Here is a 12,931-nt window from a genome sequence, read left to right on the forward strand (position 1 = left end):
GAGCGATCTCGGATCGCGTCAGCCGTCGTGGACGATGACGCCGCGGATGTTCTTGCCGTCGTTCAGGTCTCGGTACGCCTCGTTGACCTCGTCCAGCGCGTAGGTGCGCGTGACGAGCTCGTCGAGCTTGAGGTCACCGGCCCGGTAGAGGCCCAGCAGCTTCGGGATGTCGTACAGGGGGTTGCAGTCGCCGAAGAGCGCACCGCGGATCTGGCGCTGGTAGCCGATCAACATCCCGGCGTGCACGTGGACGGCCTTCTCCGCCAGATGGCCGACCGCCGTGATGGTCACCTTGCCGCCCTTGCCCGTCATCATGACGGCCCGGTTGACCATCTCCTCGGTCACGACGCCGGGCGTGAGGATCGCATGATCGGCAAGCTGGCCCCACGTGGTCGCGTTGACGAAGTCGTGCGCTTCCGCGGCGTCGGCGAACGTGTGGGTCGCCCCGAACCTCATGGCGTTCTCGCGCTTGAACTCGACGGGGTCGATCACGACGACGTTCTTGGCACCCGCGTAGCGGGCTCCCTGCACGGCGTTGCTGCCGACACCCCCGGCTCCGAAGATCACGGCCGTGTCGCCCGGCTTGACGCCGGCCGCATAGACCGCGGATCCCCAGCCGGTGGGGACGCCGCAGCCGACCAGCGAGGCGATCTCGAAGGGGATGTCGTCGGCCAGGGGCACCACGGCCCACTCCGAGACGACCGCGTACTGCGAGAACGTGCCCAGCGAGCAGAAGCCGCCGAAGTCCTCGCCGTCCTTGTGGAACCGGTACGTGCCGTCCAGGAACATGCCGCTGCCGGCGTTGAGCCCCTTCACGCACATGTTCTGGTGCCCGGTGGAACACGGTCGGCACGCACCGCACGCCGGGATGTAGGAGCAGACCACGCGGTCGCCCGCCTTGACCCGGGTGACGTTCGGGCCGACCGATTCGACGATGCCGGCGCCCTCGTGGCCGCCGACGATCGGGAAGCGCACGGGAGCATCGCCGGCCGTGATGTGATCATCGGAATGGCACAGGCCGGACGCCGCGAACTTGACGCGGACCTCGTGCTCCTTGGGGTCGTCGAGCTCGAGATCGGTCAGTTCCCAGCCGAGGTGCGGGCCGCGCGCGATCGCGGCGTGTGTCGTGATGGTCGCCATGTCTGTTCGTCAACCTCTCATCGACCGAGCGATGCGGCTTCGCGCATCGAGACGGTCTTCACCTGGGTCCAGTCGAGCACCGAGTCGGCGCCCATCGTCCGGCCGAAGCCGCTGTTCTTGTAGCCGCCGAACGGCGCGCCGATCGCCGGTGCCCCGAGCGCGGTGTTCACGGCGACCTGTCCGGCCTGCAACGCCCGGCTCATCCGCACCGCGGTGCCGAGATCCCGCGTCCACACCGAAGCGACCAGGCCGTAGTCGGTGCCGTTGGCGACGCGGATCGCCTCCTGCTCGTCGTCGACCGGGATCACCGAGAGCACCGGACCGAAGATCTCCTCCTGGGCGATGCGCATGTCGGGGTCGACCTTGTCGAACAGCGTCGGCGCGACGAAGAATCCGTCGCCGAATCGGTCGCCGGTCGGGGCCACGCCGCCCGTCACGACCTCCGCGCCCGCCTCCTTGCCCAGCTCGATGTAGCCGAGCACGCGCGCATGCTGCTTCGCGTTGATGAGCGGCCCCATGTTCACGGGCTCGTGCCACGGCCCGACGGTCACCGTCTGCATCTGGGCGGCCAGTCGATCGACGACCTCCGCGTGGATGCGCCGGTCGACGACGACCCTCGACCCCGCCGCGCAGATCTGACCCGTGTTGAGCGTGATGCCGGCGACGATGGCGGGAACGGCCGCATCGAGATCGGCGTCCGAGAAGATGACCTGCGGCGACTTGCCGCCCAGTTCGAGGTGAAGGGGGGTGAGGTTGCGGGCACACGCCTCCATGACCAGGGCGCCCGTCTGCGGGGAGCCGGTGAACCCCATCCGGCGGATGCGGGGGTGGGCGGGCAGCGCGGCACCCGCTTCGGTGCCGTAGCCGGTGACCACGTTGATCACGCCCGGCGGGATCCCCGCCTCGAGCGCGAGCTTCGCCATCGCGAGCGGAGTCAGCGGGGCATCCTCCGCGGGCTTCATGACCATCGTGTTCCCCGCGGCGATCGCCGCTCCGACCTCCGTGACGAACATCGGCCCCGGAGCGTTCCACGGGATGATCCCGCCGACGACGCCGTACGGCTCCCGCAGCGTGAACCCGAGCGTGTCGGGCGAGTACGTCGGCAGCGAGACGCCCTGCACCTTGTCCGCCTGGCCGGCGATGAACCGCAGCTGCCGTGGCGTTCCCAGCGGGCCCCAGCTCGGGCGGCCGACCTCCTGTCGTTCGAGTTCGTCGAGCGCCTCCGCGTTCTGTTCGATCAGGTCGGCCCAGCGGAACAGCAGGCGTCCGCGCTCGGTCGCATTCAGGTCGCGCCACGCCGGGAATGCCTGCTCCGCCGCCTGCACCGCCGCCTCGACATCGTCGGCGGTTCCTCGCGGTACCCGGGCGATCAGCTGCCGGTTCGCCGGATTGATCACGTCGATCGTCTCGCCGGCGGCGGCGGACACCCAGTCGCCGCCGATGAGGTGGACGCCGTCGACGACGAGGTCGCTGTCGATGGTCGTCCGGTCGTTGGAGATGATGGTCATGACGATGCCCTCGCTTCAGTGTTCGATTCGGATGACGCCGCGGATGTTCTTGCCGTCATTCATGTCCTGGTAGCCCTGATTGACGTCCTCGAGGCGGTACGTCCTCGTGACGAGTTCGTCGAGTTTCAGATCGCCCGACTGGTAGAGGCTGAGGAGCCGCGGCACGTCGAACAGCGGGTTGCAGGCGCCGAAGATGGCGCCCTGGATGCGTCGCTGGAACCCGATCAGCATCCCCGGGTTCTCGTCGATCCACCCGTTGCCCACCGCGGTGATCGTCACCTGTCCGGTCTTGCCGACGATGTTGACGGCGTCGTGGATGACCTTGTCGTGCAGCACCCCGACCGTGATGATGGCGTGGTCGGCGAGCTCTCCCCAGGTCGACTGGATGACGAACTCGGTCGCCTCCTCGGCGGTGGCGAAGGTGTGGGTGGCGCCGAAGACCTTCGCCATGTCGCGCTTGAACTCGACCGGATCGACGACCACCACGCGCTGGGCGCCGGCGAGCGCGGCGCCCTGCACCGCGTTGCTGCCCACGCCGCCGGCGCCGAAGATCACGACCGTCTGCCCGGCCTGGACGCCCGCCGCATGCACTGCCGAGCCCCACCCGGTCGGCACGGCGCATCCCACGAGCGCCGCCACCTCGAAGGGGATCTCCTTCGGGATGGGGATGACGGAGTACTCCGAGACGACGGCGTACTCCGAGAACGTGCCCAGCACGCACAGGCCGCCGAAGTCGGCGCCATCCTGGTGGAACCGGAACGAACCGTCCGCGAACTCGCCGGTCGACGCATTCTTGCCTTCGTCGCACAGGTTCTGGCGACCGGTCGAACAGTACCGGCACTTCCCGCACGCGGGGATGAACGAGCAGACGACGTGATCGCCCACCTTCACTCGGGTCACGCCCGCGCCGACCGCGTCGACGACGCCCGCGCCTTCGTGCCCGCCCACCACGGGCATCCGCATGGGCGCGTCGCCCTTCTGGATGTGGTCGTCCGAGTGGCACAGGCCTGCGGCGTGGATCTTGATGCGAACTTCGTTCGCACGGGGATCGTCGAGTTCGAGTTCCGTGATCTCCCAGGGCGATCCCGGCTCGCGGCAGACGGCCGCACGTGTGGTCATGCTCATGTGACCCCTCTCCTCATGTCCTGCAGATGTGACGGGCCGCGAACCATCGGAGGTCGACGTCGTCGTCGGCTGGCCGCTGCAGCGCGACCTCCTCCACCGTGGGCCGTCGCCCGCACCCCCGGATAGGCGACTTTCGCCTCACGGAAGAACTCGTTGCGAATCGCCGTCGCCGATCCCACGGGTCGATCCGGCCTGCCGATTCGGGCCGGACTTCTGCTCGACGGAAGACGCGATGGCAACCCGCGCGGCACTCGCTTGACTGACCTCTACGACGACGAGGCGGAAGAGGGACCGGCGTGATCGACAAGTACCGAGAGGACGTGATGGCTGCGCTGGACGTCGTGCCGTCCGGCTCCTCGATCGCCGTGGGCGGCTTCGGCAGCTCGGGCCGACCCGACGCGCTGCTCAACGCGCTCTGCGATCTCGACCGACGCGACCTTCACCTGATCGTCAACAACGTCGGCGACGACTTCACGGGCGTCGGCCGGCTCCTCGTCGAGGGGCGCGTGCGTCGCTTCACCGGATCCTTTCCGATCCTTCCCGCCTTCTACGAGGCGTACTTCGCCGGAAGGGTCGAACTGGAGTTGATCCCCCAGGGCACGCTCGCCGAGCGGATGCGGGCCGGGGGTGCGGGAATCGCGGCGTTCTTCACCCCATCTGCGGCGGACACGATGCTCTCCGACGGAACGTTCCCGATCAGGTACGCCGACGGACGCGGAGCGGCCCATTTCGCCCCCGAGGAGACACGCGAGTTCGACGGTCGGCTGCACGTGCTCGAGCACGGCATCGCCGCGGACTTCGGGCTCGTCAAGGCGCAGAAGGGCGATCGGAAGGGCAACCTGCGGTTCCATCTGTCGGCGCGCAACTTCAACCCGCTCGCGGCGATGAGCGGACGCACGACGTTCGCAGAGGTCGAGCGACTCGTGCCGGTGGATGAGATCGGACCGGACGACATCCATCTCCCTGGCGTGTTCGTCCACCACGTCGTGATGACGGCGGAGCCGGTGCCGGCCGGTCCCGAATACACCTCCGCGGCGGAAGGAGCAGCATGACCACGATCGACGTCCGCACCCCGGTGCTCGTCGGACGCACGCGCGACGAGATCGCGCAGCGCCTCGCCGCCGACCTCGTCGACGGCTACACCGTCAACCTCGGGGTCGGCATTCCCCTGGCCGTGCCGAGGTTCATCCCCGACGGCATCGCGGACGGACGACTCCGGCTCACGGAGTGCGCCCCGGGCATCACGCCCGAGCAGGTCCGCCAGCGGACCGCGGCCGCCTACACCGAGGAGCTCGACTCATGAGCGGACGACCGGCACTCGCGGATCTCGTCGCCATCGACGTGCATGCCCACGTCCACCGAGGCGTCGCCGGCGACGAACACGGACCGGGCGGCGCCGAGGCGATGGGCGAGTACTTCGGGATCGGGACGATGCCGCGGTACACCGTCCCGGAACTCGCGGCGTACTACCGGGAACGCAGCATGATGGCGGTGGTCTTCACGGTCGACAGCGCCTCGCAGAGCGGCGCGGAGCCCGAGCCCTCGAACGAGGAGATCGCCCGCCTCGCCGCCGAGAACTCCGACGTTCTCATCCCGTTCGCGAGCATCGACCCCGCACGCGGCCGTGTCGGCGTCGAGCAGGCGAGGCGCCTGATCACCGAGTTCGGCGTCCGCGGATTCAAGTTCCACCCGAGCGCCCAAGGGTTCTATCCCAACGATCGCTCGGCGTATCCGCTGTTCGAGGTGATCGAGGAGCACGGGCTGATCGCCCTGTTCCACTCGGGACAGACGGGGGTGGGCGCCGGGCAGCGTGGCGGCGGCGGCATCCGTCTCAAGTACGCGAATCCGCTGTTCATCGACGACGTGGCCGCCGACTTCGCCGACATGGACATCATCTTGGCCCACCCGTCCTTCCCATGGCAGGACGAGGCGCTGTCGGTGGCGACGCACAAGCCGCGCGTCTACATCGACCTGTCGGGGTGGTCGCCCAAGTACTTCCCCCCGCAGCTTGTGCAGTACGCCAACACGCTGCTCAAGCACAAGATGCTGTTCGGATCGGACTTCCCCGTCCTCACGCCGGAGCGATGGATGCGCGACTTCGAAGAGCTGCCCATCAAGGACGAGGTCCGCCCGCTCATCCTGAAGGAGAACGCGGCACGCCTGCTGGGATTCGACACCTGACCCGCGTGCACCGTCGCGTGCCCGCGTACCCGTCGCCGGGGCATCCGCCTCGACCGAGAACGAGGAGACCTGATCCATGGAGAACGTGAGCGGCAAAGTCGCCGTCATCACCGGCGGTTCGAGCGGAATCGGCCGCGGCATCGCGACCGCCCTCGCCCGCGCCGGCGCCCGCACCGTCGTGACCGGCCGCCGCCGGGAGGCCCTCGATGCGACGGCCTCCGCGTTCGCGGAGGAGGGCCTCGAGGTGCACACGATCCGTGCCGACGTCACCGACCTCGACGCGATGCGCGCGGCGGCCGACGAGGTGGAGTCCCGTTTCGGCCGCGTCGACATCCTCGTGAACAACGCGGGCATCGGGCTGACCGGTCGCGTGGTCGATGCGACGCCGGACGATTGGAACTGGGTGATCGACGTCAACATCCGGGGCGTCGGCAACGGCATCCAGGCGTTCCTTCCCAAGATCCGCGCGCACGGCGACGGCGGCCAGATCGTGAACACCGCATCGATGGCGGCGCTCATGCCGATCGTCGCCGGCCTGTACTCGATGACCAAGGGCGCCATCGTCGCGCTGTCCGAGGCGATGCACATCGAGCTGCGGGACGAGAACATCGGCGTGTCCGCCTACTGTCCCGGTCCGGTGCACAGCGACATCGCCACGAACGTCGCGAACCGCCCCGCCAGGTACGCGGCATCGGGCTACGCCCCGCCCGACCCCGCGTTCGCAGCGGCGTCGAAGCTGCAGCCCTACATGACGGCCGAGGAGGCCGGCGAGCGCGTGCTGCGGGGAATCCTGCGCGGGGACATGTTCATCCTCACGCATCCCGAGTTCAAGGCCGGCGTCGTCGCCCGGCATCGGGCGATCGAGGACGCGTTCCCCGACGAGCCGCTCGACGAGGCGCGGGCTGCGGCGATCCCGTTCCTCACCTCGTCGCCGGCCTACGCGCCGGAGAACCGCCTCCCGTCCCCCACGTCGCCGGCGGGGGCCGTCTGAGCACTCGCATCCGTTCCGACGGAACGGCGAAAATTCTTTCAGCTAGCCTGATATAGCAAGTACCGTGTCTGCAACGCCTCTCGCACGAAGAAGGGTCGACGATGACCATCAGCCAGATCCGTTCGGCTCGATCCGGGCCGATGACCGCGGCGCAACGCGCACTCGCCATCCTGGAATGCTTCGATCAGGACCATCTGCTGCTCACGCTGAGCGAGATCAGCAGACGCTCCACCCTGAGCCTGAGCACGACGCATCGCCTCGTCGGCGAATTGCGTGAGTGGGGTGCCCTCGAACGCGTCCCCGACGGCCGGTACGCAATCGGAATGCGCATCCTCGAACTCGGCTCGCTCGAGCCGCAGGGCATGCGCCTGCGCGAGGTCGCCCTGCCCTTCCTGGGCGACCTGCAGGCCGCGACGAACGCGAACGTGCATCTCTCCGTCCGCGACGGACACGACGTCGTCTACGTGGAGTCGCTCCACGCCCGGGGCGGCGCCGACGTGCTCTCCCGCCTCGGTGGCCGGTGGCCGCTCCATGCCACGGCCACGGGACTCGTCCTGCTCGCGTTCGCGCCGCACGAGTTCCGCGAGGAGGTGCTCTCGAGCCCGCTGAAGCAGTTCACCCCCCGCACGGTGACGTGCCCCGACCGACTCCGCCACGTGCTCGCCGACGTGCGACGCACCGGCGTCGGGATGGTGGAGGACTCGATCACGCCCAACTGCGTCTCGGTCGGCGTGCCGGTGCGCGGCCCCCGCGATCAGATCGTGGGCGCCGTCGCCGTGACCGTGCCCGCGACGAAGTCCTCCCCGCACGCGCTCCTGCCCGCACTGTCGGCGACCGCGCGGGCGATCTCGCGCGGTCTCGGCGCCCCCTCGGCGAAGGGACGCCCGAACACAGCCGCCTGAGCGCGGGGCGGGATCATCCCCCGCGGATGGGGTTCTCGCTTCTCCGGAAATGGAACGAGCCCCGGCAATGCCGGGGCTCGGATGGTGGGCGATACTGGGATCGAACCAGTGACCTCTTCCGTGTCAGGGAAGCGCGCTACCGCTGCGCCAATCGCCCAAGTCGAGCGCGAGGACTCGGCTTGGAGGTGGATACGGGATTCGAACCCGTGTATACGGCTTTGCAGGCCGCTGCCTCGCCTCTCGGCCAATCCACCGTTGCTTGGGTTCACCACCAACGAACAAACCGGCTTGCGCCGGCTTGATCAGAGCGGATGACGAGACTCGAACTCGCGACCCTCACCTTGGCAAGGTGATGCGCTACCAACTGCGCCACATCCGCGTTGCCCGCTGTTTTGCGTGCAGAGAGACTCTAACGGATTCGGTGAACGAATGACAAACCGAGCCGGTCGCCTGGCTCGTTCAGCCCGGTCATCGTGCCAATCCGTCCCGGCATCCCGGGCGTGTCTCCAGTTCTCGACCGCCGGCGGCACCCGGCCGATGTGCATTCGCGTGTCCGCGTCGGCTAGTATCGAATCCGCGGTCGCGACGAGTTCGGACCGCACCTGATGGGCGATTGGCGCAGCTGGTAGCGCGCTTCCTTCACACGGAAGAGGTCGTCGGTTCGAGCCCGGCATCGCCCACGAACGCCCCCACTCCACTGGGGGCGTTCTTCGTGCCCGGCGTTCCTGCCGCACCGAACGTGCAGTCGCCGCCCATCTCAGGGCGCGGACCGCACACTCGGCGCAGGCGCCCACCCGGTGCCCCGCCCGACGCGCCGCAGCGCGCCGACGAGCGGCTCAGTGCCAGCCGTACCGCTCGCGAAGGGCCGACGCGAGTCGTGCGTACCGCTGCGCGTCGAGCGACGCCGCCTCGCGACGCATGCCGCCCGTGCGCACCCGGAAGACGCGATCCAGGCGCGCCCAGCTCGGCCGGCCCTCGGCGTCCCAGGCGCCGACGCCGAGCGCCACGTGGTCGCGATCACCGTCGCGCGGCCTGCTCGTGAGCTGCACCGCGAGGAAGTCACCAGAGCCGGATGCCGCGACGATCACGACCGGGCGATCCTTGCCGCGCCCGTCGTTCTCGACGTACGGCACCCAGGTCCACACGATCTCGCCCGGGTCGGGCTCGCCGTCCCGCGAGGGCGCGTAGTCGAGCCGCACGCGGCGGATGGCGCGTGGATCGAGCTCGATCGTGGCGTCGGGCCCGGCCTGCCCCGGCGAGAGCACGCCCGTCGCCGTCGACGCCCGGCCCGGGGCATCCGCCGCTCCCCCGGCACCACCCCTCGAGAGCGACCGGATGACGCGACCGAGGGCGGTGAGGAAGCGGCTGGTGTCTGGCACACCGGCACACTACCCCACCGCCCTCGCGGCCCTTCGACTGGCTCAGGGACCGAAGACCCGCACGTCTAGACGGTCTCGAGCTTGTAGCCCTCCTCGCCGTGGACGATGGTGTCGATGCCGGCGATCTCGTCCTCGTTCTTCACGCGGAAGCCGATGGTCTTCTCGATCGCGAACCCGAGCACGAAGGCCACGACGAACGAGTAGATCATGACGCCGAACGCCGCGATCGACTGCACGGCCAGCTGGCCGAGGTCGCCGCCGGTGAAGAGGCCGGTGCCGATCGCGAAGAAGCCGAGGTAGAGCGTGCCGATGACGCCGCCGACGAGGTGGATGCCCACGACGTCGAGCGAGTCGTCGAAGCCGAGCTTGAACTTCAGTTCGATCGCGAGCGCGCAGACCGCACCGGCGATGGCGCCGAGGAGAAGGGCCCAGCCGGGCTCGAGGTTCGCACAGGCAGGGGTGATCGCGACGAGACCGGCGACGGCGCCCGACCCGGCTCCCACCGACGTGGGCTTGCCGTCCTTGATCTTCTCGACGATGAGCCAGCCGAGGATCGCCGCTGCGGTCGCGCCGAGCGTGTTGAGCACGATGAGGCCGGTGTTGGCGAGCTCGTTGAGGAACTCGGCGCCCGCGTTGAAACCGAACCAGCCGAACCACAGCACGGCCGCGCCGAGCAGCGTGAGGGGCACGTTGTGGGGCTTGTCCATGCCCTTCTGGAAGCCGACGCGCTTGCCGAGCACGAGCGCGAGGGCGAGGGCCGCCGCTCCGGCGTTGATGTGCACCGCGGTACCGCCGGCGTAGTCGATGACGGCGGGAAGGCCGAGGATGTCGCCGAGGTTGAGGATCCAGCCGCCGCCCCACACCCACGCCGCGACCGGGAAGTAGACGAGGGTCGCCCAGACGCCCGCGAAGATCATCCACGAACCGAACTTCGCCCGGTCCGCGATCGCACCCGAGATCAGGGCGACCGTGATGATCGCGAACGTCGCGCCGAACGCCACGCCGATGAGGTCGGTGTTGGCCGTCTCACCCGTGGCGAGCCCGCCGAGCGCGAAGTCCGAGAACGGGTTGCCCGAGAAGTCCCAGACGCCTCCGACCGCGCTCATGTTGAAGCCGTACAGCACCCAGAGCACGCTCACGAGCCCGAGGGCCCCGAAGCTCATCATCATCATGCTGACGACGCTCTTGGCCTTGACGAGGCCGCCGTAGAAGAAGGCGACACCCGGCGTCATGAACAGCACGAGTGCCGTGGCCGTGATCGCCCACGCAATGCTTCCCGTATCCATTGGTTTTCCTCACACCTCGTAGATCTGCAGGGGACGTACCGCGAGGGGTCGAGACGTGGTCCGGACTCGGGTACGGCTTCAGAATGGTGTCGGGACGTTTCGGCGAACGGCCACCGCACGTTTCGTATCGGTTACGAGATCGACGGTTGTGTAACGAAGATGTTTCGGAGCGCCGAAGGTGTGCTCACAGATCGCGCGCAGGACTGGCGCTCGACGGCCGGAACGGTCGCGGCATCCGTCCGGCATCCGGTGCGGGATGCCACGACGCGCACGTCAGTCGTGGGGCGGAAGTTCGCCCGTGGTGAGCGCGATCATGCGGCTCATCGAGCGGAGGTACTTCTTGCGGTACCCGCCCGCCATCATCTCGTCATCGAAGACCCGGTCGATCGGCAGTCCGCTCGCCACGATGGGCACCTCGGCGTCGTACACGCGGTCGATGAACGCGACGAGCCGGAGGGCGGCGTTCTGGTCGTTCAACTCGTGCACGTCCTGCAGGGCGATGATCTCGATCCCGTCGATGAGCTTGATGTACTTCGACGGGTGCACGGTGGCCAGATGCGCGATGAGGTCGTCGAAGCGGTCGAGCGACACGCGGTGCCCGCGCCCCGCGAGCGCGTCGGCCGCGTGGGCGACGGCCGCGTCGTCGGGGAGCGTCTCGGCGTTGCCCTCGGTGTCGCGGCGCCGGTAGTCGAGCCCGTCGATGCGGAGGGTCTCGAAGTTCGCGGAGAGCGCGTGGATCTCGCGCAGGAAGTCGGCCGCGGCGAAACGCCCCTCGCCGAGCGCATTCGGCGGCGTGTTGCTCGTGGCGGCGACCCGAGTGCCGCCGGCCATGAGCTCGCCCAGGAGGCGCGTCATGAGCATGGTGTCGCCCGGGTCGTCGAGCTCGAACTCGTCGATGCAGATCAGGCGGGCGCCGCGAAGCAGTTCCACCGCCTGCGCGTATCCCAGCGCGCCCACGAGCGCCGTGTACTCGATGAAGGTGCCGAAGTACTTCGGCCCGTGCGCGACGTGCCAGAGCGCGGCGAGGAGGTGGGTCTTGCCGACGCCGAAGCCGCCGTCGAGGTACACGCCGGGAAGCTCGATGCGCGCCGGGCGGCGGCGCGAGAAGAAGCCGCCCGGACGCTGCGCGGCTCGCCAGGCGCCGGCGAACTCCTTGAGACGATCGAGGGCGGCCTGCTGCGACGGGTGGTCGGGGTCGGGCCGGTACGACTCGAACGACGCGTGCTCGAACTGGGGCGGCGGGACGAGCTCCGACGCGATCTCGGCCGCGGAGATCGAGGGGTTCCGCTCGACGAGTCGGACGAGGGCATGGCTCGAGGCCGTGGTCATCTGGAGGGGCTCCCCTGTTGCACCGGATGTCGCGCATGCTGACTTCCACCCGCATGCCGCGTAGATTCGAGGTGGACAGGTCACCAGCCTAGTCCGCTCCCCGCACACCCCCGTCCGACCGGACGATCCCTGGAGGTTCCATGCCCGCCGAGTTCGACTCCGCTGCCAAGTTCGCCGAGTACGCCCACCCCGAGCGCCTCGTGAGCACCGACTGGCTCGCCGAACACCTCGGGCGACCGGGCCTCGTCGTCGTCGAGTCCGACGAGGACGTGCTGCTCTACGAGACCGGGCACATCCCCGGCGCCGTGAAGGTCGACTGGCACACCGAGCTCAACGACCCGGTCGTGCGCGACTACGTGAACGGCGAGCAGTTCGCCGCCCTCGTCGGCTCGAAGGGCATCGGCCGCGACACCACCGTGGTGATCTACGGCGACAAGAACAACTGGTGGGCGGCCTACGCCCTGTGGGTGTTCACGCTGTTCGGCCACGAGGACGTGCGCCTGCTCGACGGCGGCCGCGACCTCTGGATCGCCGAGGGCCGCCCGATCACGACCGAGGCCCCGGTGGTCAGGCCCGTCGAGTACCCGGTGGTCGAACGCGACGACTCCCGCGTGCGCGCCTTCAGGGAGGACGTGCTCGACAATCTCGGCAAGCTGCCGCTCATCGACGTCCGCTCCCCCGAGGAGTACACGGGCGAGCGAACCCACATGCCGGCGTACCCCGATGAGGGCGCGCTGCGCGGCGGGCACATCCCGACCGCGGCATCCGTGCCCTGGGCTCGCGCAGCCGCCTCCGACGGCACCTTCAAGGCGCGCGAGGAGCTCGACGCCATCTACCGCGACGAGGTCGGCCTCGCCGAGGGCGACGACGTGATCGCGTACTGCCGCATCGGCGAGCGATCGAGCCACACCTGGTTCGTGCTCACCCACCTGCTGGGCTTCGAGAACGTGCGCAACTACGACGGTTCGTGGACCGAGTGGGGCAGCGCGGTGCGCGTGCCCATCGTCACCGGTCCCGAGCGGGGCGAGGCACCCGGCCGTTGACGCCCGGCGCCGGTCGGGCGGGCCGGGCCCGGATCGGTGGGAGAATG

The 12,931-nt window shown here is 69.2% G+C and carries 12 protein-coding genes and 4 tRNA genes; 7 read left to right on the top strand and 9 right to left on the bottom strand.

The genetic code is table 11. From position 1 onward, the window contains the following. Positions 1-18: 18 nt before the first annotated feature. Genes EZM51_RS18395 through EZM51_RS18405 form a run of 3 tightly spaced genes read right to left on the bottom strand, consistent with a single transcriptional unit; the run spans position 19 to position 3,773 of the window. On the bottom strand, positions 19-1,140 hold the full coding sequence (locus EZM51_RS18395; RefSeq protein ID WP_136709771.1) for an NDMA-dependent alcohol dehydrogenase: 1,122 nt from the start codon (positions 1,138-1,140) through the stop codon (positions 19-21). Between the two features lie 17 nt (positions 1,141-1,157). Further along, positions 1,158-2,648 carry an aldehyde dehydrogenase family protein gene (locus EZM51_RS18400; RefSeq protein WP_136709772.1) on the bottom strand — a complete coding sequence of 497 codons (1,491 nt, stop codon included), beginning with the start codon at positions 2,646-2,648 and terminating at the stop codon, positions 1,158-1,160. 15 nt (positions 2,649-2,663) lie between these two features. Next, on the bottom strand, positions 2,664-3,773 hold the full coding sequence (locus EZM51_RS18405; RefSeq protein ID WP_136709773.1) for an NDMA-dependent alcohol dehydrogenase: 1,110 nt from the start codon (positions 3,771-3,773) through the stop codon (positions 2,664-2,666). Positions 3,774-4,069: 296 nt separating this feature from the next. Here EZM51_RS18405 and EZM51_RS18410 point away from each other — a divergent pair, with 296 nt between their 5' ends. The 5 genes from EZM51_RS18410 (at position 4,070) to EZM51_RS18430 (ending at position 7,847) form a co-directional block, all read left to right on the top strand. Next, entirely contained in the window at positions 4,070-4,825 is a 756-nt protein-coding gene (locus EZM51_RS18410; RefSeq protein ID WP_136709774.1) for a 3-oxoacid CoA-transferase subunit A, read from the top strand. Next, a complete protein-coding gene (locus EZM51_RS18415) occupies positions 4,822-5,076 on the top strand; it encodes a hypothetical protein (RefSeq protein WP_136709775.1) in 255 nt (84 codons plus the stop codon). The genes EZM51_RS18410 and EZM51_RS18415 overlap by 4 nt, the downstream gene beginning before the upstream one ends. Then, positions 5,073-5,954 (top strand): amidohydrolase family protein, encoded by an 882-nt coding sequence (locus EZM51_RS18420; RefSeq protein WP_136709776.1) that lies wholly within the window; start codon positions 5,073-5,075, stop codon positions 5,952-5,954. The genes EZM51_RS18415 and EZM51_RS18420 overlap by 4 nt, the downstream gene beginning before the upstream one ends. Before the next feature lie 76 nt (positions 5,955-6,030). Further along, entirely contained in the window at positions 6,031-6,945 is a 915-nt protein-coding gene (locus tag EZM51_RS18425; protein ID WP_136709777.1) for an SDR family NAD(P)-dependent oxidoreductase, read from the top strand. Positions 6,946-7,046: 101 nt separating this feature from the next. Beyond that, positions 7,047-7,847: an IclR family transcriptional regulator gene (locus EZM51_RS18430; protein WP_211195981.1), complete on the top strand. Its 801-nt coding sequence runs from the start codon at positions 7,047-7,049 to the stop codon at positions 7,845-7,847. A gap of 82 nt (positions 7,848-7,929) precedes the next feature. Here EZM51_RS18430 and EZM51_RS18435 read toward each other — a convergent pair. The 3 genes from EZM51_RS18435 to EZM51_RS18445 all read right to left on the bottom strand — a co-directional run bounded on the left by EZM51_RS18435 (position 7,930) and on the right by EZM51_RS18445 (position 8,226). Next, positions 7,930-8,004, bottom strand: a tRNA-Val gene (locus EZM51_RS18435). Between the two features lie 23 nt (positions 8,005-8,027). Continuing rightward, positions 8,028-8,101 (bottom strand) — tRNA-Cys (locus tag EZM51_RS18440). 52 nt (positions 8,102-8,153) lie between these two features. Further along, positions 8,154-8,226, bottom strand: a tRNA-Gly gene (locus tag EZM51_RS18445). A gap of 228 nt (positions 8,227-8,454) precedes the next feature. On the opposite strand from EZM51_RS18445, the gene EZM51_RS18450 reads away from it, so the two are divergent. Then, positions 8,455-8,527, top strand: a tRNA-Val gene (locus tag EZM51_RS18450). Positions 8,528-8,683: 156 nt separating this feature from the next. Here EZM51_RS18450 and EZM51_RS18455 read toward each other — a convergent pair. The 3 genes from EZM51_RS18455 to zapE form a co-directional block, all read right to left on the bottom strand. After that, a complete protein-coding gene (locus tag EZM51_RS18455; protein ID WP_211195982.1) occupies positions 8,684-9,226 on the bottom strand; it encodes a type II toxin-antitoxin system PemK/MazF family toxin in 543 nt (180 codons plus the stop codon). Between the two features lie 65 nt (positions 9,227-9,291). Further along, positions 9,292-10,512 (bottom strand): ammonium transporter, encoded by a 1,221-nt coding sequence (locus tag EZM51_RS18460; protein ID WP_136709778.1) that lies wholly within the window; start codon positions 10,510-10,512, stop codon positions 9,292-9,294. Between the two features lie 273 nt (positions 10,513-10,785). Beyond that, positions 10,786-11,841, bottom strand: a complete 1,056-nt coding sequence (gene zapE, locus EZM51_RS18465; RefSeq protein ID WP_136709779.1) for a cell division protein ZapE — start codon at positions 11,839-11,841, stop codon at positions 10,786-10,788. Between the two features lie 140 nt (positions 11,842-11,981). On the opposite strand from zapE, the gene EZM51_RS18470 reads away from it, so the two are divergent. Further along, complete coding sequence (locus EZM51_RS18470) at positions 11,982-12,884, top strand: sulfurtransferase (protein WP_136709780.1); 903 nt, start codon at positions 11,982-11,984, stop codon at positions 12,882-12,884. The last annotated feature ends 47 nt before the right edge of the window (positions 12,885-12,931 follow it).

It is taken from the genome of Agromyces sp. H66 (genome assembly GCF_004959775.1).
Lineage (GTDB): Bacteria > Actinomycetota > Actinomycetes > Actinomycetales > Microbacteriaceae > Agromyces.